This is a genomic window from Anabaena sp. FACHB-1237, from assembly GCF_014696225.1.
GTDB lineage: Bacteria > Cyanobacteriota > Cyanobacteriia > Cyanobacteriales > Nostocaceae > FACHB-1237.
Map to the genome: position 1 here is coordinate 24,365 of NZ_JACJPV010000016.1, position 24,947 is coordinate 49,311.

General features: G+C 35.1%; 25 protein-coding genes, 1 tRNA gene and 1 pseudogene. 16 read left to right on the forward strand and 11 right to left on the reverse strand.

Features of this window, described 5'->3' with window-relative positions; genetic code table 11:
- Both H6F32_RS10275 and H6F32_RS10280 read left to right on the forward strand, forming a co-directional pair.
- Positions 1-1,062 (forward strand): ABC transporter permease, encoded by a 1,062-nt coding sequence (locus tag H6F32_RS10275; protein WP_190369239.1) that lies wholly within the window; start codon positions 1-3, stop codon positions 1,060-1,062.
- Between the two features lie 57 nt (positions 1,063-1,119).
- On the forward strand, positions 1,120-1,401 hold the full coding sequence (locus H6F32_RS10280) for a hypothetical protein (RefSeq protein ID WP_190369287.1): 282 nt from the start codon (positions 1,120-1,122) through the stop codon (positions 1,399-1,401).
- An 83-nt stretch (positions 1,402-1,484) separates the two neighbouring features.
- Here H6F32_RS10280 and H6F32_RS10285 read toward each other — a convergent pair whose 3' ends face one another.
- The 4 genes from H6F32_RS10285 to H6F32_RS10300 form a co-directional block, all read right to left on the reverse strand.
- A complete protein-coding gene (locus H6F32_RS10285) occupies positions 1,485-2,384 on the reverse strand; it encodes a CoB--CoM heterodisulfide reductase iron-sulfur subunit B family protein (protein WP_190369240.1) in 900 nt (299 codons plus the stop codon).
- Positions 2,385-2,531: 147 nt separating this feature from the next.
- Positions 2,532-3,155: a J domain-containing protein gene (locus H6F32_RS10290; RefSeq protein ID WP_190369241.1), complete on the reverse strand. Its 624-nt coding sequence runs from the start codon at positions 3,153-3,155 to the stop codon at positions 2,532-2,534.
- Positions 3,156-3,482: 327 nt separating this feature from the next.
- Entirely contained in the window at positions 3,483-4,076 is a 594-nt protein-coding gene (locus H6F32_RS10295; protein ID WP_190369242.1) for an ATP-dependent Clp protease proteolytic subunit, read from the reverse strand.
- A 93-nt stretch (positions 4,077-4,169) separates the two neighbouring features.
- A complete protein-coding gene (locus H6F32_RS10300) occupies positions 4,170-4,832 on the reverse strand; it encodes an ATP-dependent Clp protease proteolytic subunit (protein ID WP_190369288.1) in 663 nt (220 codons plus the stop codon).
- 614 nt (positions 4,833-5,446) lie between these two features.
- Here H6F32_RS10300 and H6F32_RS10305 point away from each other — a divergent pair.
- Positions 5,447-6,865: an ammonium transporter gene (locus H6F32_RS10305; RefSeq protein ID WP_190369289.1), complete on the forward strand. Its 1,419-nt coding sequence runs from the start codon at positions 5,447-5,449 to the stop codon at positions 6,863-6,865.
- 63 nt (positions 6,866-6,928) lie between these two features.
- Here the strand turns inward: H6F32_RS10305 and H6F32_RS10310 are convergent, their stop codons facing one another.
- On the reverse strand, positions 6,929-7,333 hold the full coding sequence (locus H6F32_RS10310) for a fasciclin domain-containing protein (protein ID WP_190369243.1): 405 nt from the start codon (positions 7,331-7,333) through the stop codon (positions 6,929-6,931).
- 237 nt (positions 7,334-7,570) lie between these two features.
- On the opposite strand from H6F32_RS10310, the gene H6F32_RS10315 reads away from it, so the two are divergent.
- Positions 7,571-7,720, forward strand: a complete 150-nt coding sequence (locus H6F32_RS10315) for a hypothetical protein (RefSeq protein WP_190369244.1) — start codon at positions 7,571-7,573, stop codon at positions 7,718-7,720.
- Between the two features lie 514 nt (positions 7,721-8,234).
- Here H6F32_RS10315 and H6F32_RS10320 read toward each other — a convergent pair.
- Positions 8,235-9,425, reverse strand: a complete 1,191-nt coding sequence (locus H6F32_RS10320) for a glycoside hydrolase family 10 protein (RefSeq protein WP_190369245.1) — start codon at positions 9,423-9,425, stop codon at positions 8,235-8,237.
- A gap of 410 nt (positions 9,426-9,835) precedes the next feature.
- Here H6F32_RS10320 and H6F32_RS10325 point away from each other — a divergent pair, with 410 nt between their 5' ends.
- Together H6F32_RS10325 and H6F32_RS21185 are read left to right on the forward strand one after the other, a co-directional pair.
- Entirely contained in the window at positions 9,836-10,564 is a 729-nt protein-coding gene (locus H6F32_RS10325; protein WP_190369290.1) for a GDSL-type esterase/lipase family protein, read from the forward strand.
- Positions 10,565-10,912: 348 nt separating this feature from the next.
- The gene (locus tag H6F32_RS21185) at positions 10,913-11,068 is read left to right on the forward strand and encodes an AAA family ATPase (protein WP_190369246.1); all 156 of its coding nucleotides are present in this window, start codon (positions 10,913-10,915) and stop codon (positions 11,066-11,068) included.
- A gap of 125 nt (positions 11,069-11,193) precedes the next feature.
- On the opposite strand, the gene H6F32_RS10335 is transcribed toward H6F32_RS21185, so the two are convergent.
- The 4 genes from H6F32_RS10335 to bchL form a co-directional block, all read right to left on the reverse strand.
- Positions 11,194-11,661: a DUF29 domain-containing protein gene (locus H6F32_RS10335; protein WP_190369247.1), complete on the reverse strand. Its 468-nt coding sequence runs from the start codon at positions 11,659-11,661 to the stop codon at positions 11,194-11,196.
- A gap of 350 nt (positions 11,662-12,011) precedes the next feature.
- Entirely contained in the window at positions 12,012-13,415 is a 1,404-nt protein-coding gene (locus H6F32_RS10340) for a ferredoxin:protochlorophyllide reductase (ATP-dependent) subunit N (protein WP_190369248.1), read from the reverse strand.
- A gap of 120 nt (positions 13,416-13,535) precedes the next feature.
- Positions 13,536-14,213, reverse strand: a complete 678-nt coding sequence (locus H6F32_RS10345; RefSeq protein WP_190369249.1) for a DUF5331 domain-containing protein — start codon at positions 14,211-14,213, stop codon at positions 13,536-13,538.
- 26 nt (positions 14,214-14,239) lie between these two features.
- Positions 14,240-15,106: a ferredoxin:protochlorophyllide reductase (ATP-dependent) iron-sulfur ATP-binding protein gene (bchL, locus tag H6F32_RS10350; protein WP_190369250.1), complete on the reverse strand. Its 867-nt coding sequence runs from the start codon at positions 15,104-15,106 to the stop codon at positions 14,240-14,242.
- 1,084 nt (positions 15,107-16,190) lie between these two features.
- On the opposite strand from bchL, the gene H6F32_RS10355 reads away from it, so the two are divergent.
- From H6F32_RS10355 to sfsA, 5 genes are all read left to right on the forward strand, one after another.
- Positions 16,191-16,263, forward strand: a tRNA-Ala gene (locus H6F32_RS10355).
- A gap of 72 nt (positions 16,264-16,335) precedes the next feature.
- Positions 16,336-16,509: a hypothetical protein gene (locus tag H6F32_RS10360; protein WP_190369251.1), complete on the forward strand. Its 174-nt coding sequence runs from the start codon at positions 16,336-16,338 to the stop codon at positions 16,507-16,509.
- A gap of 69 nt (positions 16,510-16,578) precedes the next feature.
- Positions 16,579-18,627, forward strand: a complete 2,049-nt coding sequence (locus H6F32_RS10365) for an FAD-dependent oxidoreductase (protein WP_242031100.1) — start codon at positions 16,579-16,581, stop codon at positions 18,625-18,627.
- Positions 18,628-18,686: 59 nt separating this feature from the next.
- The gene (clpS, locus tag H6F32_RS10370; protein ID WP_190369252.1) at positions 18,687-19,019 is read left to right on the forward strand and encodes an ATP-dependent Clp protease adapter ClpS; all 333 of its coding nucleotides are present in this window, start codon (positions 18,687-18,689) and stop codon (positions 19,017-19,019) included.
- Between the two features lie 71 nt (positions 19,020-19,090).
- Positions 19,091-19,810, forward strand: coding sequence for a DNA/RNA nuclease SfsA (gene sfsA, locus H6F32_RS10375; protein ID WP_190369253.1), 720 nt, complete (start codon positions 19,091-19,093; stop codon positions 19,808-19,810).
- Between the two features lie 67 nt (positions 19,811-19,877).
- Here the strand turns inward: sfsA and H6F32_RS10380 are convergent, their stop codons facing one another.
- Entirely contained in the window at positions 19,878-20,168 is a 291-nt protein-coding gene (locus H6F32_RS10380) for a transposase (protein ID WP_242031101.1), read from the reverse strand.
- Between the two features lie 18 nt (positions 20,169-20,186).
- Here H6F32_RS10380 and tnpA point away from each other — a divergent pair.
- From tnpA to H6F32_RS10400, 5 genes and pseudogenes are all read left to right on the forward strand, one after another.
- A pseudogene (tnpA, locus tag H6F32_RS10385) lies at positions 20,187-20,529 on the forward strand (IS200/IS605 family transposase).
- Between the two features lie 514 nt (positions 20,530-21,043).
- On the forward strand, positions 21,044-21,961 hold the full coding sequence (locus H6F32_RS10390) for a Dam family site-specific DNA-(adenine-N6)-methyltransferase (RefSeq protein WP_190369254.1): 918 nt from the start codon (positions 21,044-21,046) through the stop codon (positions 21,959-21,961).
- A gap of 53 nt (positions 21,962-22,014) precedes the next feature.
- Positions 22,015-22,311, forward strand: a complete 297-nt coding sequence (locus H6F32_RS21190) for a type II restriction enzyme (RefSeq protein ID WP_395939594.1) — start codon at positions 22,015-22,017, stop codon at positions 22,309-22,311.
- The gene (locus H6F32_RS21195) at positions 22,293-22,583 is read left to right on the forward strand and encodes a DUF6997 domain-containing protein (RefSeq protein WP_395939595.1); all 291 of its coding nucleotides are present in this window, start codon (positions 22,293-22,295) and stop codon (positions 22,581-22,583) included. Before H6F32_RS21190 ends, H6F32_RS21195 begins: the two co-directional genes overlap by 19 nt.
- 111 nt (positions 22,584-22,694) lie before the next feature.
- Positions 22,695-24,494 carry an aspartate kinase gene (locus tag H6F32_RS10400; protein ID WP_190369256.1) on the forward strand — a complete coding sequence of 600 codons (1,800 nt, stop codon included), beginning with the start codon at positions 22,695-22,697 and terminating at the stop codon, positions 24,492-24,494.
- The last annotated feature ends 453 nt before the right edge of the window (positions 24,495-24,947 follow it).

The following is a 24,947-nucleotide window of genomic DNA, read 5'->3' on the forward strand; positions in this document are numbered from 1 at the left end:
ATGACTAAACAAAAAATTTTTCTGGAAAGAACTCGCGGGGAAATAGTCAGATTTATTACTAGTGATACCTTTATCTATGTGGTTAAACGCTTGTTTCAGGCGTTGCTGACGATTTTTCTCGCATCAGCTTTATCGTTTTTTGTGATGAAGTTTTCTCCTGGAGACTATATAACTGAACTGGGACAAAATCCTAAAATTTCGCGTGAACGAATTGAAGAAATTCGCATCCAGTTTGGATTAGATAAGTCTTGGCCTGAACAGTTTGGATTTTGGCTAAAACAAATTTTGACTAAGGGTGATTTTGGCACTAGTTTTGTTTATCAGCGTTCTGTATCTTCGTTGCTGTGGGAAAGAATACCAGCAACTTTACTATTAGCGATCGCATCTCTAATTATAACTTGGGCGATCGCTATTCCATTAGGTATTCTTGCAGCTGTGAAACAAAATCGGATCACTGATAAAACCTTACAACTGTTAAGTTATGTTGGCCAAGGTTTTCCCAGTTTTATCACTGCTTTAGTATTACTATTTTTTGCTCAAATCACAAGTCCATTATTTCCTGTGGGTAATATGACAAGTATTAATCATGGTGAACTTACATCTCTTGGCAAATTCTTAGATATAGGTTGGCACGCCATTTTACCATTAATAGCTTTAAGTATTACTAGTTTTGCAGGATTACAACGCATTATGCGGGGACAATTGCTGGACGTTTTACGACAAGATTATATTCAAACTGCCCGCGCTAAAGGATTACCAGAAAATAGAGTTATTTATGTTCATGCCTTAAGAAACGCCATTAATCCTTTAATCACATTATTAGGTTTTGAATTAGCAAGTTTATTAAGTGGAGCATTTATTACGGAGAATTTTTTTAATTGGCCAGGGTTAGGAAAATTGACTTTACAAGCAGTACTAGCTAAAGATCAATATCTAGTAATGGCCAGTTTAGTTATGAGTGTGTTTTTATTAATAATTGGCAATTTAATTGCTGATTTAATCTTAAAAGCTGTTGATCCTCGCATTCAATTAGATGATGATCACAAAGGAGTCAGGAGTTAGGAAGAGCTATTCCCTAGCTACACAACATACACAACATAAGTGGTTTCCCAGTTAAAAATCATGTCTCAAGTTTACTATCTAGTGCGATCGAAAAACGATGGACGTTATTTAACGGCACGTATTGATGATCATACATCAGGTTATTTGCTGCTATTTAATGAAAGTTTTGATGCTTTGAGTTATCTGAATGCCCATGCAAGTGATTTAGCAAATCGCTTAGGAGTAGAATCAATTCCTAGCACACAATTAGGAAGTTTATTAAAACGTTGGAGTTTTGTTGGTGTGGGTATTGTCACGGATCCTTTATTACCTAAGATTGACTTTTTACAACATAGTTAAATTTTGATGAATAAGTTTTTTAGGAGTCAGAAGAGTGCAGAGTGCGAGGAGAAAATTCTTTATTCTGACTCCTGACTCCCTATTCACATAATCTTCTCCAAAACAGACTTAGTAGACACAATATGTCTATCTAAACCCAACTTATCAGGACTAACACCTAAAGCTAAGGCCACTAATTGTGGTAAATGTAACACTGGTAAGCCCAATTTCTTGCCAATTACTTTTTCCACCTCTGGTTGACGAGAATCTAAATTCAAATGACATAATGGACATGGTGTAACAATACAATCAGCACCATTATCTAAAGCGTCTATAATATGATTACCAGCCATTCTAAAAGATTCATTAGTAGCATAACTAGATAAAGGCCAACCACAGCATTGAGTACGTCCACGATAATATACTGGAGTTGCACCTATTGCCCGAAAAACGTTTTCCATTGCTTCTGGTTGAATAGGATCATCATCTATAGATTTTTGAGCGCGAAGTAAATAACAACCATAAAAAGCAGCACATTTTAAACTAGTCAATGCTCTAGTTACGCGCTGAGAAATATTTTCTAAACCATAATCTTTAACTAAAGCATACAAAATGTGTTTAACTTCTGTACTACCACGATAGGGTGAACATCCTTCTTTTTGCAATAAAACATTTACTTGATTAGTATAAGCAGGATTATGAAGTTGACAATCTTTCAATTTTTCATCTACATGACCAATTACACCTTGACAGGTACTACAATGAGTTAACAAGGGTAAATTTAAAGATTCTGCTAAAGCAATATTACGAGCGTTAACGATATCTTCTAATAGTTGAGAATCTTCTTTAAATGTACCAGAACCACAACAAGATGCTTTTTTTAACTCTACTAGTTCAATTCCTAATGCTTCACTGAGAGATTGGGTAGATATATATAATTCTCTACAAGCACCCTGAGCAACACAACCAGGATAATAAGCATATTTAAGATTTGGAGATAGCATAATTTATGTATGATTGATGAATTATTAATCAATGATGGATATTTACTGGGTGTTTCTCCCAGTTAGTTTTGCCAGTATTTAGACAGTATTTATTCTATAGGTTTAGGTGTTGACTCCAGTTCCTTGTGGACTTAATTGAAACTTAATTTAACAATGTGTTTTTAATTCTAGTTTTTGTAAGTCTTGTTGTATTTCCTGCCATAAAGCCTTATTGTAGGGATCAATTTTTAAGGCTTTTTTAAGATATATTTGGGCTTTGGGAAATTGTTTTTCCGTAATTAAAGCTCTTCCCCAAATTTGATAAGCGATCGCTAACCACTGACGCACTTCCACATCTGCTGGTAAACGTGCCATTAAAGCTTCAGCTAAAGCGATCGCATGAGCAAAGCGTTTTTCCTGCAAAAACCTTTGTAACTGCTCATAGCTTTTCCACTTTAAACGTTGTTCAATATCCTGTAAATTAGGTGGATGGAAATTCACAGCAGATTTAGGAATATTTGTACTAGTTTTCACCTCTGTTTTGACATTAGTAGAATTAGAAACCTTGCTATTAACATTATTTGTCTCAGATATGATCTCCTCTGGTATAACTACAGTTTGGAGATACTTATAAGCCTCCGTCACAGCAATAAATTTATCCTTCGCTCTAATATCATTGGGGTTCATATCAGGATGATATTGCTGTACTAAACGCCGATAGGATGCTTTAATATCAGCAAAAGAAGCTCCCGATCTTAAACCTAATACACGGTAATAATCTTCAAGATCCATATTGCTTTAATGTTTGAGAAAATTTACAGCCAAAAATTCCCATAAGCTCTAATTTTTTTGAGGCGTTGCTGAATTGGGGTATGATGTTTATTTCGCGCATCAGCGAAGGGAAGCACTTGCGTTAGACGCAAAGTTTCAAATTTTGAATTTTTCAATTTCATACCGTGAGTTCAGCAACGCTATTTTTTTGATTTATCTAATTTACATCATATCTGGTATATTTTCAACAAGTATAGTCATTGGTAATGAAAACTTTAATCATCTTTCATGAGGACTAAAATTTTCACTACCAACTTAATTATCCAGGGCAATTAACCAGAAATAAGATTATACTCTTTCTTCAATGACACGATCAATTAAACCGTATTCTTTAGCTTCTTGAGCAGACATGAAAAAATCCCGATCCATGTCTTTTTCAATTTTAGACAAGGGTTGACCAGTATTATCAGCATAGATGTTATTTAGCTGATTGCGAATCCTGAGAATTTCCCTAGCTTCAATTTCGATATCAGACGCTTGTCCGCGAGTACCACCAGAAGGTTGATGAATCATGATCCGTGAATGAGGTAAAGCCATCCGTTTACCTTTAGCGCCAGCAGCCAAGAGGAAAGAACCCATGGAAGCAGCCAAACCGACGCAAATAGTCACCACATCAGATTTAATATGTTGCATGGTGTCATAAATTGCTAATCCAGATGTCACCATACCACCGGGAGAATTGATGTAGAGATAAATATCCTTACCGGGATCATCTGAATCCAGATATAACATTACAGCGATGATTTGGTTAGCAATTTCATCATCTACATCTCTTCCCAAGAAAATGATTCTTTCCCGGTAAAGGCGGTCATAAATGCTAATCCAATCTGTATATTGTCCACCGGGCATCCGATACGGAACTTTAGGCACGCCTATAGGCATTTTGTTACTCCATTGATAATTATTTTAGGGAACAGGTGACAGGAGACAGATGAAAAGTAAAAGATAAGATTCTCCCGTTTCTTCTAAACCTTGTTAAAGAATGCTTGCAGGCACAGGAGGATTAGCCAGTTCTTCTTTTTCAAAGACGCGATCAATCAAACCATATTCCTTTGCTTCATAGGGAGTCATGTAGAATAGGCGATCCATATCTTTAGTAATTTTTTCTGGTGCTTGTCCTGTGGTATGGTGCAGAATACTGACTAAAGACGCTTTATTAGCTAAAACTTCTTTAGCACGGATTTGAATATCCGTAGCTTGTCCTTGGGCATAACTCTTAGGTTGATGCAAGATAATGCTAGAGTTAGGTAAACTAGCACGACAGCCTTTTGTTCCTGCACTTAGGAGCATAGCAGCCATTCCCATAGCCGAACCGATACAAATGGTATGGATGGGAGGTTTAATGTATTTCATGGTGTCATAGATAGCGAAGGCTTCGGTTTCAAAACCGATGGGTTCGCCACTGTAACCAGAAGTACCAGTAGAATTGATGTAAATTTTAATGGGTTTTTCCGGGTCATCGGATTGTAAAAATAGCAATTCGGCGATAATTAATTCCGTAACCGCAGGAACTAATGGCATTCCCAGATAGACAATTCGCTCTTTGAGGAGTAAAGATGGTAAATCTGGGGGAGGAGTACGGTAGAAGTTATCGCCGTAATAGGGGGCTTGTGCAGCCGTAATAGGGGATTTTTCCATCATGGAATTTTGGGACTGAAAATATGCCGTTAACTGTATTACATCCTAGCGCGATGTTTGGGTAATTTAGGGTTTTTTATGGGTGTGGATTTCTGCCATGTTAACAGATTTGCAGATTTGGCTAAGAGATATTTTGTGTAAGTCCTGTAAATATAAGATATAATTATCTATTTACCTAAAAGTATCAGATTTTTGTATCTGACTATCTGGAATCAAGATCAGGTAATTTAGATTACCGTAAATCTTTGTATAATCGAAGATATAGCCATTTTATGTACTTTTCCAGAGTCCATAGTTCACATTAGTACCATAAAAAAAGTTTCTTATTATACAGAATCATCTACTGTATTCTATAAAATATCAACCAACTTCATTAAAGTTACTTAGTCAAAGTTACTTAATCGCAGTTGAAAAATTTGCCAATAAACTGATCCTTTAGACATCTCCACAAATGAGCTATTTGACCTGACCGCACAAGGCTTTTATCTTCTTTTTCGGAGATGCGTATTATGTAGATCAAACCCCTGACTTAAATATAACTTCTTTTAGCAGAAAAAACAGTTGTGAAACATATTCGTCCCTTATATCGCCTTCTAGCATTAGCTATAGGTTCAATGATTTTGGCCATATTCGCACCTACAGTTGTCCAGGCTGCCGATCCTGTTACCCTGGAGTCCTTGGACGCAACCACTAAACAACTACAAATCTCCATTGATACTACTTGGGTGCTACTCACAGGCTTTTTAGTATTCTTCATGCAGACAGGTTTTTCCATGCTGGAAGCAGGGTTACTGCGTCAAAGAGGAGTAGTCAATGCCCTGTTAGAAAACTTTATTGATGCTGCTCTCACCATTATAATTTGGTGGGTAGTCGGCTTTGGTATTGCTTTTGGCACAAGTGCGGGTGGCTTTATCGGTACAGATACATTTTTCCTAAGTCAACTACCTACTGACGGTGTTTTTGCTAATGGTGGTGTACCAGGAATCGCTTCTGGACTTAATGCTTATACCTTATTCTTCTTTCAGTTTGCTTTTGCGGCCACTGCCAGTACAATTACTACTGGGGCAATGGCTGGTAGAACTGACTTTGTTGGTGATTTGATGTACAGTGCCATTATGGCCGCATTCAGCTATCCCATTGTTGTGCATTGGGTGTGGAATTCCGGTGGCTGGTTAGCAAAAATGTCTTTTCATGATTTTGCTGGTAGCGCGGTAGTTCACACTGTTGGAGGTTGGACAGCCTTAGTAGGTGCTTATTTACTTGGTCCTCGGCCTAAACGTACTCCTTGGGGACAAATTCCTCCCGCTCATAATTTAGGTTTAGCGGCTTTGGGAACTATGATTCTCTGGTTTGGCTGGTATGGCTTTAACCCAGGTTCAACTTTAGGTACTGCCAATCCTGGTTTAATTGGTTTAATTACACTAAACACTACCCTGGGTGCTGGTGCTGGTGCTTTAGCAGCCATGTTTTATCAATATCAACGTTCAGGCAAATGGGATTTAGTATATTGTCTGAATGGTTCTTTAGCAGGGCTAGTAGGTATTACCGCAGGTTGCGCTTTTGTTGCACCTTGGGCGGCGGTAGTCATTGGTTCAACTGGGGGTATTTTAGTAGTTTTGGGTATTGATATTATTGAAGCCTGCAAAATTGATGATCCTGTGGGAGCATTTGCAGTTCATGGTATTAATGGCATGATGGGTACACTAGCGGTAGGCTTTTTAGGTCAGTCTGAATTGACTTTGAATAAGAAAGCTGGACTGTTATTAGGTGGTGGTTTTGATTTACTTGGTGTGCAGATTTTAGGGATAATAGCAATATCAGTGTTTACTATTGCTTTTGCCTTTTTAATGTTTGCCGGACTCAATGCTATTGGTAGACTGCGTGTTCATCCTGAAGCAGACAAAGTTGGTATTGACAATTATGAACATGGTGCAACTGTATGGCCAGATGTTTATGCAATTGAAGAGTTTGTAGAAGAGGAAAAAAACCACTCTCACACATCTAATTTTACTAATAGTTCTGCTCACAAATAGGCTTTAAAATAATATTCAGATCCCTGATTTCTTAAAGAAGTCGGGGATCTTGCTCTCAGCATTTTAACCCATTAAAATCACTGTGTCAATGACATGAATAATACCATTATCCGCTTCAATATCTGCGGCTAAGACAGTGGCATTTTTCACCTCAAAAGCCTGATCATCGCAATATATGGGTATAGTAGAACCTTCTACGGAGGTAACAGTACCTAATTTCGCTAATTCTGCTTTTGTTAGCCTGCCGGGTACAACATGATAGGTTAAAATTCGTGATAATTGGGGTATGTTTTGTACTAAAGTGGTAATAGTTCCTGGAGGTAACTTTGCAAAAGCGTCATCAGTGGGTGCAAATACGGTAAAAGGTCCAGGACTTTTTAAGGTATTCACCAAACTAGCGGCTTTTACAGCCGTTACTAAGGTTGTAAAAGCATCATTACTAACAGCAATATCAACAATATCAGCCATAGATTTTACCTCATTCTAACTCAGGTTCTCCAGTTATAGTAAATCATGTTTAAGTTTTATTAATAAAAATTTTGCTACTTGCTGATTTTTGTGTTGAAATTTGTTAGAATATTCTTTAATTTTACAACAGGGTAAAGTTTTATAATCAAGAACAGGGTTATTCACAAATTGTAATATTTATAGTAATAATTATTCAGGAGTGATTATCCAAAAAGAAGCAAATCCTGTGATCCGAGAATGAATATTAATCTCAATAAATATCAAGCTGTGTGGGTAGTGAAAAACTGTAAAGGTACAGTGGAAAATTGCAATTTAATTCATAATCTTCATGGTACTTGGAATATTGATACTGGATGTAGAATTATTCGCATTGGTAATAAGGAATAATGCTGTTGCTTGAAGTATGCAATTGATTTCAAACTCTTACTCTGTGCAATTGGAGGTCTTCTGCGTGAAACTTTCATCATACTCTTAATCAGCAACACCGAATAATTTTACATATCATTTTGCGATGATAGGTTTTAAAAATGGTGCGTTAATAACGCACACTACGGATATTAGAGGATGTTTTAAAAGTATCAGGCGAATATCATCAGGCTTACGCCACCCCACCCTATCGCTACTATCCAGCCAAAGTCCACACTTCGACAGGCTCAGTACAGACTAAGTGACCACCTACCTGTGTGGACTAGGGAAAAACCAAGGATTTTTAACCTGGGTAGGCAGGTTTTGCCTGTCTAGACGCGATTTCTAATCGCCGATTTTTGTGTTACAGCACATTCCATCTACATGAGGTATACTATGAACACAGCAAGATGCCTATGTTACAAGGGTTTTATCATTAAAATCTGTACCTCATAATAACGGAAACTGCTGTAATTTAGACTTGACAAACATCCTCTTATAAAGAAGATCGTATTGCAGGATAGGGAAATAAAGTTTGTAACCCCGCAAAACGTTTTTCTAATGGTTCAGGTGCAAAATTGCACAAACTTTCATAATAAAAAAATGCTACTCCTAAATCTTTTTGTTGTGCAGCGCGTACTTGCGTTTTAATTTGTTCAATTGTTACTGGTTTAGTTCTTAAACCTGCCATAATTCCTACTGCTGTGGGTATTTTTTCTTTAGCTTCTTGCATTTCTGCACGCACAAGTTTACTGACAAAACTATCCAGATTTTCTCGATAAACCTGTACCACTAATTCATCTATTATATCTAAACGCAACCAATTTAACCAATCTTGTAGTTGAAATTTGTAAGCAAAATCATGATAATTTGGTGAAACAGAAAAGATAATATTGGGTTTAATTTGCTTAATGGTGTGATTTAATCTTACCATAAAATCTGTAATTTTATTTGCTCTCCAATTTACCCATTCTGGATCATCCGCTGCCGCAGGAGGATCTTCTTGCATTTCTTGTTTATACAAATTCACGGTATATTTATCATAACCAAATTCACGAGGTAAACTGGTATGATCATCAAATTGAATCCCATCAATATCATATTTATTTGTTAGTTCTACCAATAAATCAATAATAAATTGTTGTACTTGGGGATGAAAAGGATTTAACCATTTTACTTCACCAGCAGCACCCACAGAACTATCTGTACCATCACGTTTTTGTGTAAACCATTCGGGTTTATTTACTGCTAATTCTGAAGTGGAAGGAGACATAAACCCAAACTCAAACCAGGGTATAACTAATAAGTTTTGACTATGACCTTGATCAATTAAATCTGCTAAAATATCATGTCCCTCTAACCCTTTAAACACAAAAGGTTGAATTTCTAAATTTCTTGCTACATTACTAGGATACATCACATAACCCGAATTCCATACCACTGGATAAATAGTGTTAAAGTTAAGTTGTCTTAATTTCGTAACTGCTTCTTGGACTTTATTCCGATCTCTCATAATATCCAAATCGTTATTTGTCATCCATACACCACGAATTTCTGAACGTGGTATTTGTGCTGTTGCTTGTAAGTTATTTTCCCCAATCACTATTAATAAGGCAATTAAAAACAAGGGGATTAATAAACGTTTGATAAATTTTTGGGGTAGGAATTTAGACAATTTTATCGCCATTTCTTTATGCTAGTGAATTGATTTACAGAAAGTTGAGAAAATAATTGACGTATTTGATTAAATTTAGTGCCTATTTTATCATTGTTTGGTAATTTTTATTGAATAAGCTTGGTTAATTATATATTATATATATGAGTTGTGGTGATGATCCTAAGCATGAATTTTGTTCTTGGTATGCTACTTTTTTGACTATTTATTTAATTACTTAAAGTGGATCAACTAGATGATAGTCATTTTTAAACAGAGGAAATCATACAATGGGATTTTTGTGGAACTTGGCAAAAGGACGCAGAATATACTATACAATACTGTAAAAGTGTATAATATATAGTTTAAACAACAATTCAAGAAAAATTATTCAATTCTTTAAAATGCCAAGTTTTCAACCTTATACCAAGCATCCTGCTTTAATGGAACCGTCTATCAAAGAAAAATTCTGTCAACCGTTAAAAATAGTTGCTTTAGGAGATAGTCTTGTTTATGGCTATGGAGATCCAGATAAAGGTGGTTGGGTAGAACAATTACGCAGATGGTGGATGTTACCAGATAGTGTGGGTCATATATTGTATAATTTAGGTGTAAGGGGCGATCGCACAGAACAAGTTTACCAGCGTTTAGAAATGGAATTTCGTCATCGCGGGGAACTGCGTAACCGTGTACCTGATCTCATTATTTTATCTGTTGGTGTGAACGACACACCCCGCTTAGGACGTAAAGAAGGTAAAAACTACACTCAGTTCCATGAGTTTACCACAGCAATAGACAAATTACTAGATCAAGCCCAACAACTTTGTCCAGTTTTATTTGTGGGAATGGTTCCAGTGATAGAAACAAAAATGCCTTTTTTAGATTGTTTATATTATAATCATGCTGATCAATATCGTTACAAAGAAGCTACTCGTTTAGCTTGTGAAAAAAGAGAAATTCCCTATTTAGATATTTTTGATCAATGGATGCAGCGTGATGAAAATTGGCGCAGTCAACGCATGACAAATGATGGACTACATCCAAATACATTAGGTTATCAAGATTTATTAGAAATTGTCCTAAATTGGTCAGCATTATCAGCATATCATTGTCAATTTGACTATCAAAATGAATTGCAAAACACTCAGATTATATCCTCCATTGATTTATAATTTTGCCTATCAGATTCAGATCCCCGACTTCTCTAAGAAGTTGGGGATCTTGTTCTATCTTATGAAAATAATTGTCCCTGTTTTGCCATATCTTGATTTTCCCGTTGTGCTTTCTTAAATGTTAATTCTCCCTGTTTCATATCAAAAAATTCTGGTCGTTTCTGTTCTGTTAATAATTCCTCAATAGTTAAAATTTGAATTTTCGCGTAACTTCTGCCATTTCCTGCTTTATAAAAACCCGAAGATGCAGTTTCTTTAATTATTGGTTGAGTAGGGGGGTAAGAGTGATAAATAGTCCAATTTCCGCCTTATTTGTTTCCAGAGTACCGCGTAAATCTCTAATCATTTTTGCCTTTTATTAGTTCAACAACACGACTTTTTATTATAGAAGAACCTGAAGCACATTTATTTCCCGCATCACAAAAACATATTGTTAGTTTAATGAGTCAAGTTTTCAATACAACAAACAGAAAACATAAATTTATTATTACTACTCACAATTAAAAAAACAGGCTGTAATGAAAATATTAATAGCTTAATTACTGAATCTATTTAACTAATTCTTATATTATAGTTTCTATTTTTTCCATAAAAACATCTACTTTCATATCTCTTGTAATTACATAGTATTAATCTCCATAAAAATCATCATCTAATAACTGTTCTAAAGTAAAAGGTAAATCAAGAGGATATTCACATTCATCTGGTTTTCTTACGCCCAACTTAGCATTTTTACTTTCTTTAATTGCCAGTTTTCTAGCATCAGCATAAGCTAAAGAAATTACCTCATGGAGATAATTTTTAAAAGAAGGATTTTCTTGTAAATCTTTTTTAATTCTAAACCGATGTTCAGTAATAGAACTGTACCAACTTCCTTTCATCATTTCTGGTGCATCAGATTGAACAGTTAACTTGAGTAAGTGAGCAATTAAAATGGTTAAATTACTCAAGAAAGACCGTTTTTCCGATTTACCCATATCATCAAGCTCTAATAGTAAATGTTCCCAATCAATATCATTAAAATGTTGTTCTTTAATTTGTGTAATGAGAGTTTCTCGCCACAAATTAAAATCTTGTTCATATAGTTGATGGTTCATATATTATCCTACCAAATAAATTGAGCTACCTTGTTTTTAATTAATCTGATCAAGTTAGTCATGTTTGTTTTAAGTTTATCTCATCTTTTGCAGGATGCTAACCAGCAATGCTAATTCATGGATGCAAATGATGATCATTATAATACATGATAATAATAACTCCTAAAAAACGGCAAATTTCGGGCATGACATCACCTGATAATGTATTTTTGTAATTTGTAATGATTATATTATAGCATATTCTCTTCCTTTGCGTCTTTGCTCCTTTGCGTCTTTGCGCGAAACAAAAAAAAGACGAACTAAAAAGCCCGTCCAAAATGCCGAAGAAAACTTTTAAAAACCTATAAAACCTAAACCTTTGCTTCCTCCCTAACCAACTTATCCCAACCCAAATCCTTCAAATTATTATTACGACGTAAAGGACGAGTTACCAACTCCAAAATATCCCGCGCATTACCAAAACCATGAATTTGTGCAAACGTAAACTCCACAGACCATTTAGTATTAATTCCTCGCGCTTCCAAAGGATTAGCATGAGACATACCAGTAATAACTAAATCAGGTTTTAAATCATAAATACGTTGCACTTGATTGTAATTATCTGGCTTTTCTACAATCTTTGGTAAAGCAACTCCCATCTCATTACAAGTCTTTTCTAACAATTCTAATTCCGCAGCTTGATAACGTTTATCCATGTAAGGAATACCAATTTCAGGAACAGTCATTCCACAACGAACTAAGAACCGCGCTAGGGAAATTTCCAACAAATTATCACCCATGAAAAACACAGATTTACCGCGAATTAATTGCACATAATCTTCTAAATTTTCCCAAATTTGTGCTTCTCTTTCATCTAAACCTTGAGGAGTAATTCCTAACACAGAACAGATTTTTTCTACCCATGCGCGTGTTCCATCAGGACCAATGGGAAATGGTGCGCCAATTAATTTACATTTCTTTCTTCTCATTAAAGTTGTCGCAGTGCGACTCAAGAAAGGATTCACTCCAGCAACATAATAACCTTCTTCAATCACTGGTAATTCTGTAAATCTTTTCGCAGGTAGCCAACCAGAAACTTTTACACCTTGTTTTTTCAATTCTAAGGTTAATTGAGTAACTACAGGATCAGGTAAAGAACCGAATAAAACTAAAGGTTGATGATCCACATATTCTGATTCTTCTTGAGCTACATCTTCTTTTTTCTTACCAAAATGTAGTAACTTTTGAATGGCATTACGTTCATGTTTTTCCGTGTCCGTAATTGGCGCTTTATCAGGACAACGATGAGCCATTGCTGCTAATACTGTATCTTCACCTTGAGTAAAAGCATAATCTAAACCATTGGCGCGAGCCACAACTATAGGAATACCAATTTCTGCTTCTAATTTGGGTGCCAAACCTTCCAAGTCCATTTTAATAATTTCAGTGGTACAAGTACCAATCCAAACTATTACACTAGGATTGCGATCGCGTTTAATTTGCTCACATAATCTTTTTAATTCTTGATAATCATTTAACTGGGCAGAAATATCACCTTCTTCTAACTCCGCCATTGCATAACGAGGTTCAGCAAAAATCATCACTCCCATCGCATTTTGGAGAAAATAACCACAGGTTTTTGTACCAATAACTAAAAAGAAACTATCTTCAATTTTTTGATATAACCAAGCTACGCAACTAATAGGACAAAAAGTATGATAATTACCAGTTTCGCATTCAAAATTTAAAGCTGATTGTTCTGTAGCAACAGTCATTTTAATATTCTCTCCGTGATTTTTTTGCCTAGTTAAAAACAGATGATAGGTGATTTGTAATTGATAATTGGTAATTACTAACTTTCACCTGTCACCTCTCATCTAAGTTCAACAATTAATTTAATTATTAGGGAAGAGACGATCCATTTCTGACTCATTAAAATCAGATGGTAATTCTTCGAGAGTTTCTGATGCTTCTTCCCCCCAAATATCAGAAACAACATCAAAAGAGTCGTCATCCAAATTAGCACTTTCACCAAAGGCCACTTCTTCGGATCCACCCAAAGCATCAAAACCAGTTTCTTCCAGTCCAGAAATTTCTCCAAAATTAATTTCTTCTGTTGATGTTCCTGTAGATTTATTCTCTACAGCAAACTCTTGGGTATTTGTTTCTTCTTGAAATTTATGATATTTAGTAGATTCGGTAAATTTTTCTTCAATCTCAGCAACCGTTTTTTCTTCTAAAATCGAAGTTGGTTGCTTATAAAACATTTCTTGCTCCACTAAAGAACTAACACGATTACCAAGTAAGATATCAGGATCAAAATTCAAATCTAGGACATCAATTAATGTATCCGCATCAGGGTTGAGTTTCGCAAAAGGGAACATTAGCTGGGCTAATTTTGGCTCTAGGGCATTAACTACTCCCAGAATAAGGTAAGAGGAAGGACGCTTACCACCATCAGGTGTATGAACTGATTCAACAGTCATGTGGAGTATAATCCAATCACGGTTTGCTTGAAAGAATTGCAACCACTTCTGTTTGAGGGAGTCAGTAAAGCTATCAAAAAATGCCATATTTCGATCCTGAGAGGTAAAATGTTTTATACAATCATCAAGTCTAATTCCTCTTCTGCAATTGTGCCCTGTACTTTCCCCGGATTGAGATAAAAATCTGATAATAGTGAAAAAAGTTCACGATCGGGAGCATCATGGGGTACGACACCTTCAGGTCGTGATAGGATCTGATCAGCAATATTCAGGTAATAGTCACAAACGTACTTTAAGCTGGAATCATGCTCTGCCATCTCAAATAAGGTCTTCCCTTTTACACGAGAAACACGGATATCCTCAATTAAAGGTAATACTTCCAAAACTGGCATAGGTACGGCTTCTACATATTTCTCAATTAGATCACGTTTAGAAGTACGATTGCCAATTAATCCTGCTAAACGCAAAGGATGGGTTCTAGCCTTTTCTCTCACTGAAGCCGCAATTCTATTAGCAGCAAAAAGCGCGTCAAAACCATTATCGGTAACAATCATACAATAATCTGCATAGTTTAATGGAGCCGCAAATCCTCCACACACAACATCACCTAATACATCAAATAAAATTACATCATATTCGTCAAAAGCGTTCAGTTCTTTCAGTAATTTTACGGTTTCACCAACTACATAACCACCACATCCAGCACCCGCAGGCGGTCCTCCAGCTTCTACACAGTCTACTCCACCATAGCCTTTGTAAATTACGTCTTCTGGCCATACGTCTTCATAATGATAGTCTTTCTCTTGCAATGTATCAATAATTGTAGGAATCAAAAAACCGGTTAAAGTGAACGTACTGTCATGTTTAGGATCACAACCGATTTGTAGCACCTTCTTACCCCTTTTAGCTAGGGCTACGGAGATATTACAACTGGTTGTAGATTTACCAATTCCACCTTTACCATAAACTGCTAGTTTCATTTGGGCTTTCCTCTTAAACAATTCAATATCTACTTATTTTTACTTATACCTCAAACATTTTAATTATGTAAATTAATTTGAACTGATTTTCATTAAATTCATTTACTGATGTGTGAGGTACGTTAATGTCATTATTCTGCAAATTTTCTGAAAAGGAAAGGGGGTTTAATTTTATAAAACGTCGTTAATCTGTAAAAAATTAAGATTAAAGTAGCTATAAATAAAATTTGCCGCTATTTATATTTTAAAACAATTAAAAATCTTAAAAATAGGTTTTATTGATTATTTTTATAAAAATAGTTATAAAAAACAATAAAAAATTATCCCTAAATAATAGGTTATTATCTATGAAATAAATCAATATTATCTATTATTTTGTGAATAATTATGCCAGTACAGCTAAAATAAATTTAGGGAAGTGACTCCTGGCGCAAATTCAGTAAATTATTGAGTAAATATTTATTAAATATAGCAATACTATTAAAATTTTGAAAAAATCTAAGTATTTGTAGGGTGCGTTAAGAATAAAGCTAACACACCCTATGTATCTTTCAAGAATGAAATATTATTCTTATATGTTGAATAACACGCGATTAATAACAATTACAGCACATTCCATCCACATGAGGTACACTATGAACACAGCAAGACTTGTACTGAGCTTGTCGAAGTATGCCTGTGTTACAAGGGTTTTATCATTAACATCTGTACCTCATAATAACGGAAACTGCTGTAATTTTTTTATGAAGGCTTATTATCAGAACATATCACATAAAATACACATTTTATACTGCTATTTAACTGATGTATAGGAAAAATTCATGGTAAATAGAACTTACGCAAGTGTCACAGCAAAAATATGTTGTAGGATATTTTAGAATACATATTTTTAAATAAACAGATTGAACATCTCCAAAAAATAATCTAGAGACGTTTCATGGAACGTCTCTACAAGGGTTGTAGAAAACGCTTATGTAATTTCTGAGATGTTTATTATGTATAATCCCTAACAATGTATCATCTGCGTAAGTCCTGTTGACAAAAAAATATATTTAAGTTATGATACCAGTAGTATATGATTTGTGGGGGTTTAGCTCAGTTGGTAGAGCGCCTGCTTTGCAAGCAGGATGTCAGCAGTTCGAGTCTGCTAATCTCCATTGGATATGTTAATTTAACCTCTTAATAATATCCTCTTCTAAAAAGTGGTGGATCTGATTTAACTGAATATCATGGCACAAAAAACTCTTTGTCAAGACTGCGCTTTTGTAATTACACAAAAAAATACAAGTGAATGTACTCATCCTGATGAGACAGAAGTAGATTGTGCTAAAATAACTTTTTGTAGTTCATTTACTCCTAAGATAAAGGTTGATAGTCCTTGTGTTACTTATGGTCAAGAATAGACTACACAAAGCCCATATTTATTTAATAATTTGGTGATCTAAATATCCTATTGTCATTAAAGTGTATCAATGATGAACTATTACATTAAACATCAAAAATCAATTACTAATTTTTCTATTAGCTTAACAGTTTTCACAGTATTTATTAGTTTAATTAACCCATATTTTGTCAATGCAAATTCACCGAAAAATCCAGATCAAACTATCAATTGTGAAATGTTAGTTGTGGGTGGTGGACTTTCAGGAGTGGCCACAGTTTATGAAGGTTTATTAGCAGGAAAAACGGTTTGTTTAACAGAAATTACTGACTGGCTAGGAGGACAAATTTCCTCTCAAGGCACTTCTGCTTTAGATGAAAGGCCAACTCAAAGCAAAAAAGAATTTTACCCGCGTGGATATGTAGAATTAAGAAATCGTATTCAACAAAAATATGGTAAGTTAAATCCTGGTGATTGTTGGGTCAGTGAATCTTGTTTTTTACCTAATGATGCTGATATTATTATCAGACAAATGTTAAAAGATGCGGAAAGAAAGGGTAAAGGTAAATTATATTTGTTTCTTAATACGGTAATTAAAGATTTAAACATTAATCAAAATGGTAACATTATTCAGAGTGCGATCGCTATCCAACATCAACCAAAACCAAATAAACCTCCTTTCAACAATTTCACTTTATCCCAAACTATTGCAGATATTTATAACTATGAAAACTCTGATAATTTTCAAAAAACAATTATCAAATTTATTCCCAAAAATAATCGTAAAAATAATTTAAATCAATGGTATGTAATTGATACGACAGAAACCGGAGAAATAGTTGCTTTAGCGGATGTTCCCTATCGTTTGGGTATTGATCCTCGTTCTTATTTAGAACCTTCATCTTCCAGTATCACTAAAGATCCTTATTGTACCCAAGGGTTTACTTACACTTTTGCAATGGAGTTAACTAAAGAACCTCAAACATATCAATTACCTGCATTTTACCTACAATATTCGCCCTATTTTAGTTATGAATTATCTAGGTTTGCTAATTTCGATATTCTCTTTACTTATCGGCGTATTTGGAGTCCCGAAAAAGGTCCATTAACAATATTTGCTAACAAAAAATATAACAGTCCCTTACCTGGACATATATCCATGCAAAATTGGACTTGGGGAAATGATTATCGTCCAGGAACAAGTGCAGATAATTTAGTATATACTCGTGAACAATTAGTTAATTTAGGACAATTACAACCAGGAAATTGGCAAGGAGGACTAAGAATAGAAGCACTCAAAAAGGCAGAAGAAAAAGCCTTATCCTTTTTCTATTGGTTTTATGCAGGAACTACAGACTCTCAACTTGGTCCAGATGTAAAAAAACCCCAAACAAATATTAAACTTTTGACAGGTTTAAATTCCCCTATGGGAACGGTTCATGGTTTATCAAAATATCCTTATATCCGAGAAGGTAGAAGAATTATTGGCCGTCCTAGTTGGGGACAACCAAATGGATTTACAATTTGGGAAGTTGATATTTCTCGACGCAATTATAATGATCCATATTATCAGAAAACTTTACCTCCTGATATGTATCGTCAATTAAAGGCGACATTAGCAGGTTTAGAAGCAACCTCTGTCATTAGGGGTACTGTAACTCCTGATAATGCTATTAAACGCAGTCGCTCTACAATTTTTCCCGATGCAGTGGGCATAGGACATTATGCTATAGACTTTCATCCTTGTATGAATGCAAGTCCACCAGAAGTTCCTGGTAATAAGGAACGTGAAGGAGAAAGACGCGGCGCAGGCCAAGCATATCCTTTCCAAATTCCTTTAAGAGCGATGATTCCCCAAAAAATTGATAATCTATTAGTAGGCGGTAAAAGTATTGCAACTAGTCATATTGCGGCGGCTGCTTATCGTGTGCATTCTTTTGAATGGTCTGCTGGTGCATCGGCGGGAACTGTAGCTGCTTTTTCTTTAACTAAAGGAATTGCACCCTATCAATTAGTTGATAATTTGCCTAAACAACAACCCCTATTAAATATGTTGAAGAGTATTTTAGAGAAAAATGGTAATCCTACAGCTTTTCCTGATACGTCTATTTTTAACAGTAATTGGGACCATTGGCGGTAGAATAATAATTGATGAATCCTAACTCCTCTTAGTATATTTTTGTAAGTAATATATAATTTATGGTCAAAGAATTTACTTTATTTCCTGGTGTTTTTACTATGGCTGCTGCACCTACTGTAACTCCAGATCGGGTTAACCAAACTGTTCGTAAGCCTTATCCTAATTATAAGGTCATTGTTTTGAATGATGACTTTAATACCTTTGATCATGTTGCTAAGTGTCTGATGCAGTATATTCCTGGAATGTCAAGCGATCGCGCTTGGGAATTAACTAATCAGGTACACTATGAAGGACAAGCCATAGTTTGGGTTGGTCCCCAAGAACCTGCTGAATTATATCATCAACAGTTACGACGTGCTGGTTTAACTATGGCACCTTTGGAAGCTGCTTAGTAGCTATTAACTATCTAAAAAACCTACAATTTACGCTTCTTCCTCTCAATACAATAATTGTGTTTTCCCTAATGAATAACTGGCTTTATTCTTATCCTACATTACTATCTGGTACTCTACTAAAAAGGTATAAACGTTTTTTTGCTGATATTGAACTATCCACAGGAGAAATAGTAACTGCCCATTGTCCAAATACAGGACCAATGACGGGAGTTAGTCAAGTTGGTAGTGCGGTACAAGTTTCTCAAAGCGATAACCCTAAACGTAAGTTAGGTTATACATTAGAATTAATTGAAGTTCATGATAATAAACCTACTTGGGTAGGAGTAAATACTAATTTACCTAATAAAGTGGTAAAGATAGCTTTAGAAAAACATCTTTTTCCAGAGTTGGGACAATATCAACAGGTTAAAAGTGAAGTTATATATGGTAAAAATCGCCAAAGTAGAGTGGATTTTTATTTAACAAGTGATAATCAATCACCGATATATTTAGAAGTGAAAAACACAACTTGGTGTGATGGTACTTTAGCATTATTTCCTGATACAGAAACCACTAGAGGACAAAAACATTTAAGAGAATTAATGGCAATTTTACCCCATAGTCGAGCAGTAATGTTATATTTTATCAATCGTGGTGATTGTTTAGAATTTGCACCAGGTGAAAGTAAAGATCCTAAATATGCTGAGTTATTGCGAGAAGCAGTAAATATGGGTTTGGAAGTTTTACCATGTCGCTTTGATGTTTACCCCCAAGGTATTCGTTATTTGGGGTTAGCAAAGATGCTGTAAGTTTGATTTGACATACTCACCGACCTAAAGGCGCGGTGATTCTTGACGCTTCACTGACTGATACTACCTAAGTAGTCTTACTCTGCCTCTGCGTCCGTTTAGAGTCGTGGCAATGCCCTATCCCGACTTTATTAATATTTTTGGCAGCATTTTCATCACGGTCTTGTTCAGTTCCACAATTTAAACACTGAATTTTCCGAATTTTTAAATCAAGTTTACCCCATTTGTATCCACATTCAGAGCAAACTTGACTTGTTGCTTCCCATCTACTAATAACACGGAACTCTCTATTAAACTTTTGTGATTTAGCTTCACATAAAGTTCTAAATTGTCTCCATCCTTGTAGGCTAATAGGCATAGTGTTACGGATTTAAAGATTCATTTGGTCTGCGTTACTAAATATCGTCGGTCTGTATTCGAGAAAGTATTAATTTAATTGAAAAATCATTTCGAGAAGTCGCTGAAAAAATGAATTTTCAAGTGCTTGAGTTTAATGGTGAAGATAATCACGTTCATGCACTTATTGAGTATCCGCCCAAACTATCTATCTCCCAGATAGTAAATGCTTTAAAAGGCGTATCTAGTCGTAGGTATGGGCGGCTACAAAAAACCCCCATAAAGAAGCATTATGGAGTCCTAGTTATTTTGCTATCTCTGTAGGAGGTGCGCAGCTAGAGATATTAAAGGAGTATATCAAAAATCAAGAAAAGCCGTCCTAAAAGGACGGGGCTTGTATCCCATTATTTTCGGTCAGAAGTTAGGAGTTAAGAGTCGGTAGTTAGATGCGTTTACCTGCTTTCAATAGACCTGTGGTGAGAATTACATAAGCTTAGAACCTCGTATTGCTGAACACCAAGAAAAAATTAGGCTAGAATTAGAGAAAGCATTTCCAGATCCAGGTTTAATTAATCATTGGGAAAAGGAAATCATAGCTTTTGAACAAGGAATAAAACAAAAACAAGCGTTAAAAAGATTCGGTAAAAACTCATGACACTTGTAAAACAAAAAATCAGCAGTGAAAATTCTAGATTTAATCAGCTACTAATGGAATTACAGGAAGATTTTCAGGCATAAAGTAGAAGTTAAAAACCAAGAATTTTAGACTGTACCTCATAACAAAGGAATCTGCTGTAAAATAGCATTTAGTATAGTATAATGTTATGCTTGTGCTTAAAAAGCTAACCTTCTTATCAAATGTCATCAAGATATTTGTCCATCATTTTCCTCAGATTTATGTCTTTGTTTAATGCAGATTTTGTACAAAATCCTAAACCATTTCTTAAATGGGTAGGTGGTAAGACTCAATTAATTAATGAACTTGATCAACTGATTAGTCATCACATATCCAAGTATAATACCTGTACTTACATTGAGCCATTTGTTGGTGGGGGAGCAGTATTATTTCATATTTTGTCAAATTTTTCCCAAATAAATAACATTATTATCAATGATATTAATTCAAGTTTGATAAGTGCTTACAAGCTAATAAAGGAGGATTACAGGAAATTAGTTTTAGTACTTTCAGAAATTGAAGAAACTTATTATAATCTTACCTCAATTGAGAATAAAAAACAATTTTACTTAGCCAAAAGAGATGAGTTTAATCAAGAGGATAGTGAATTTTATATAGTTAATAAGACTGCTTTAATGCTGTTTTTAAATAAAACTTGTTTTAATGGTTTATATCGAGTTAATAAAAGAGGTAAATTTAATGTACCTTTTGGCAAGTATAAACAACCTAAAATTTGCAATGTAGATAATATTATTTCTGTCCATTACCATTTACAAAATGTTAAAATTTTGCAGGGAGATTTTACAGAAACTATAAGATATGCTAAAAAACCAACCCTATTTTATTTAGATCCACCTTATAAACCCATTAATGATACTTCAGCGTTTACATCCTACTCTTTAGAAAATTTTAATGACCAAGATCAACTTAGACTTAAAAATTTTTGTGATCAAATACATATCAGTGGACATTATTTTATTTTGAGCAATTCAGATGTTAAAAATTTTAATCATGAAAATGCTTTTTTTGATGACCTTTATGAAAATTATAATATTAAGCGAGTGAAAGCTAGACGGAATATTAATTCTAAAGGCCATTGTCGAGGTGAACTATTTGAATTACTAATTAGTAACTTCTAGATACATTTTCAGATGAAATTTCAAGGCAGAAGGATTTATAAGGATTTATAACGATCAATAAACAAGAAACTACATCCCAAAGCAAAGATTGGAAAGCTATTTTTGAGAAATATAAGATTTATAATCATGATTTTACCCAACCTTATTTTATTAATGCTAAAGATATAAAAGAAGTTAGAATAATTTGTAAACAAGATACTAGAGAAAGCAGACCAGATATATTCCAAAAGTTACGGCTATTTTTACTTCCTGTGAAAAATGGCGAATATGCTATTTTGAAAGGAGAAGGATATATAGACAAGACATTCTTGTTATTAAATAACAACCTAAGATTTATAAATCTAATCTGAGTTTTAAGCTAGATAGTTCTCTAATAGGTGATTCTGAAATACAGCATTTAGATTACTCTTATACTTCAAGTTTAATTCGTTATTTTATTCAAGATGAAACTTTGGTATTAACAATACGAGGTAGAAAATATACGCCAAAATTTGATATGAATGTTAATAACTATAAATTAAGTATTGAAAGTGTGCAAACAGAAGTTCATACTGGATATGAAGGTCAAACATCCTCTTATTTACCATCAAATAACCTGATTATATTAATGGATATTTATTAAGTCTGGGAAATATAAGAAATATTGTTACACAAGCTCTCAGTATAGCTCAAAAGTCATCTGCTTTCAATTAAAATTATCAAAACTTACAAAAAATTAATCACAGACAATTCTATGGCGCTTATTGTTCAAAAATACGGTGGTACATCTGTGGGTTCAGTAGAACGCATTCAAGCCGTAGCTGACAGAGTTAGTAAAACCATCCAAATAGGAAACTCTGTCGTAGTAGTAGTTTCCGCTATGGGTAAAACCACTGATGGTCTAGTTAAACTAGCTCATGATATCTCTAAAAACCCTAACCGTCGGGAAATGGATATGTTACTTTCCACAGGGGAACAAGTAACAATTGCTTTATTAAGTATGGCATTACAGGAAATTGGCCAACCTGCCATTTCTATGACTGGCGCACAGGTAGGAATTGTTACCGAAGCTCACCATAGCCGCGCCCGCATTTTACATATTGAAACCCAACGGTTAAAAAAACATCTCAATGCAGGTAAAGTCGTTGTTGTAGCTGGATTTCAAGGCATTAGTTCTACAGAAGATTTAGAAATTACCACCTTGGGAAGAGGCGGTTCTGATACTTCCGCAGTCGCTTTAGCCGCCGCATTGAAAGCAGATGTCTGTGAAATTTATACCGATGTACCAGGGATTTTAACTACAGATCCGCGCATTGTACCAGAAGCACAGTTAATGACAGAAATTACCAGCGATGAAATGTTAGAATTAGCTAGTTTAGGAGCAAAAGTATTACATCCCCGTGCAGTGGAAATTGCCAGAAATTATGGTGTACCTTTAGTAGTACGCTCTAGTTGGACTGATCAACCAGGTACTTATGTAACAAGTCCTCAAGGACGAGAACGGGAATTAGTCAATTTAGAATTAGCTCGTCCTGTGGATGCCATAGAATTTGATTTAGATCAGGGTAAAGTATCATTATTGCGTATTCCTGATCGCCCTGGAGTCGCTGCTAGATTGTTTAATGAAATTGCAGATCAAGATGTGGATGTAGATTTAATTATTCAATCTATTCATGAAGGTAATAGTAATGACATTGCTTTTACCGTCAATATGCCTATTTTAAATCGAGCAGAAGCAGTGGCATCTGCCATAGCACCAGCTTTACGCAATCATGTTGATGCTGATGAAGCAGAAGTGTTAGTAGAAAAAAATACCGCTAAAGTCAGTATTGCCGGGGCAGGAATGATTGGTAGACCAGGAGTAGCTGCTAAAATGTTTCAAACTTTAGCCGATGCCGGTGTAAATATTCAGATGATTTCCACTAGCGAAGTTAAGGTAAGTTGTGTAGTAGATGCGGAAGATTGCGATCGCTCAATTTCCGCTTTATGTAATGCCTTTGAAATTAACTCCTCTCACACCGCTATAGTCAATACTAGTCCAGAAACTCCAGGAGTACGTGGTGTAGCCTTAGATATGAACCAAGCAAGATTAGCAATTCGTCAAGTTGCAGATAAACCAGGAATGGCAGCCAAACTATTTGGACTATTAGCTGAAAAAAATATCAGCATAGATATGATAATTCAATCCCAACGATGTCGGTTAGTCAATGGAGAAGCAAGAAGAGACATAGCTTTTACAGTAGCAAAAATAGACGCCGTAAATGCCCAGGAAAAACTAACCCAAGTAGCCCGTGAAATGGGTTGGGGAGAAGTAATATTAGATAATGATATAGCTAAAGTTAGTATAGTGGGTTCTGGGATGGTAGGGCATCCAGGCATTGCTGCGAAAATGTTTACAGCCTTAGCAGCAGAAAAGATCAACATCCAAATGATAGCCACGTCAGAAATTAAAGTTAGTTGTGTAGTCTCACAAAATGAAGGAGTTAAAGCATTACAAGTAATTCATGCAGCTTTTGAATTAGCTGGTAATGAGAAATTTGTAGTTCCAGCGTAGTTGTCAGCCGTCAGATGTCAGTAAGGGTTTAGCACTCCTCAAATGAATTTCCAGCCAGGCTTAACCTAAAACCCATAGCTAGACTGGGAATTAATTCCTAGTTTCATAACAAAAGTCATCTTTAGATGACTAAAATAACCCGAAAATTTGTTAAATTTGTTTAGTTTACTTTAGTAAACTTGAGCTATTAGCCTGGAAATGAATTTCCAGGCAGGCTTAACCTAAAACCGATAGACCGATATAGCTGACTACTCAAAAGTGACTTCTGATAACTGATACAGCAGTTTCTGTTATTATGAGGTACAGATATTAATGATAAAACCCTTGCAACACAGGCATCTTGCTGTGTTCCTAGTGTACCTCATGTAGATGGAATGTGCTGTAACTATAGGACTTACGCAAGTGTCACACTAAAAAATCTGTTGAGTGGGTGCGTCAGATATCAACAATTTG

Bases quoted from the DNA above. Each gene is read 5' to 3' on its own strand.
- H6F32_RS10300 (WP_190369288.1), bottom strand. From the start codon at position 4,832: ATGGAAAAATCCCCTATTACGGCTGCACAAGCCCCCTATTACGGCGAT.
- H6F32_RS10345 (WP_190369249.1), bottom strand. From the start codon at position 14,213: ATGGCATTTTTTGATAGCTTTACTGACTCCCTCAAACAGAAGTGGTTG.
- H6F32_RS10310 (WP_190369243.1), bottom strand. From the start codon at position 7,333: ATGGCTGATATTGTTGATATTGCTGTTAGTAATGATGCTTTTACAACC.
- H6F32_RS10295 (WP_190369242.1), bottom strand. From the start codon at position 4,076: ATGCCTATAGGCGTGCCTAAAGTTCCGTATCGGATGCCCGGTGGACAA.
- clpS (WP_190369252.1), top strand. From the start codon at position 18,687: ATGGTCAAAGAATTTACTTTATTTCCTGGTGTTTTTACTATGGCTGCT.
- sfsA (WP_190369253.1), top strand. From the start codon at position 19,091: ATGAATAACTGGCTTTATTCTTATCCTACATTACTATCTGGTACTCTA.
- H6F32_RS10360 (WP_190369251.1), top strand. From the start codon at position 16,336: ATGGCACAAAAAACTCTTTGTCAAGACTGCGCTTTTGTAATTACACAA.
- H6F32_RS10325 (WP_190369290.1), top strand. From the start codon at position 9,836: ATGGAACCGTCTATCAAAGAAAAATTCTGTCAACCGTTAAAAATAGTT.
- bchL (WP_190369250.1), bottom strand. From the start codon at position 15,106: ATGAAACTAGCAGTTTATGGTAAAGGTGGAATTGGTAAATCTACAACC.
- H6F32_RS10380 (WP_242031101.1), bottom strand. From the start codon at position 20,168: ATGCCTATTAGCCTACAAGGATGGAGACAATTTAGAACTTTATGTGAA.
- H6F32_RS10315 (WP_190369244.1), top strand. From the start codon at position 7,571: ATGAATATTAATCTCAATAAATATCAAGCTGTGTGGGTAGTGAAAAAC.
- H6F32_RS10275 (WP_190369239.1), top strand. From the start codon at position 1: ATGACTAAACAAAAAATTTTTCTGGAAAGAACTCGCGGGGAAATAGTC.
- H6F32_RS10290 (WP_190369241.1), bottom strand. From the start codon at position 3,155: ATGGATCTTGAAGATTATTACCGTGTATTAGGTTTAAGATCGGGAGCT.
- H6F32_RS10320 (WP_190369245.1), bottom strand. From the start codon at position 9,425: ATGGCGATAAAATTGTCTAAATTCCTACCCCAAAAATTTATCAAACGT.
- H6F32_RS10365 (WP_242031100.1), top strand. From the start codon at position 16,579: ATGATGAACTATTACATTAAACATCAAAAATCAATTACTAATTTTTCT.
- H6F32_RS10400 (WP_190369256.1), top strand. From the start codon at position 22,695: ATGGCGCTTATTGTTCAAAAATACGGTGGTACATCTGTGGGTTCAGTA.
- H6F32_RS10305 (WP_190369289.1), top strand. From the start codon at position 5,447: ATGATTTTGGCCATATTCGCACCTACAGTTGTCCAGGCTGCCGATCCT.
- H6F32_RS10335 (WP_190369247.1), bottom strand. From the start codon at position 11,661: ATGAACCATCAACTATATGAACAAGATTTTAATTTGTGGCGAGAAACT.
- H6F32_RS10340 (WP_190369248.1), bottom strand. From the start codon at position 13,415: ATGACTGTTGCTACAGAACAATCAGCTTTAAATTTTGAATGCGAAACT.
- H6F32_RS10285 (WP_190369240.1), bottom strand. From the start codon at position 2,384: ATGCTATCTCCAAATCTTAAATATGCTTATTATCCTGGTTGTGTTGCT.
- H6F32_RS10390 (WP_190369254.1), top strand. From the start codon at position 21,044: ATGTCTTTGTTTAATGCAGATTTTGTACAAAATCCTAAACCATTTCTT.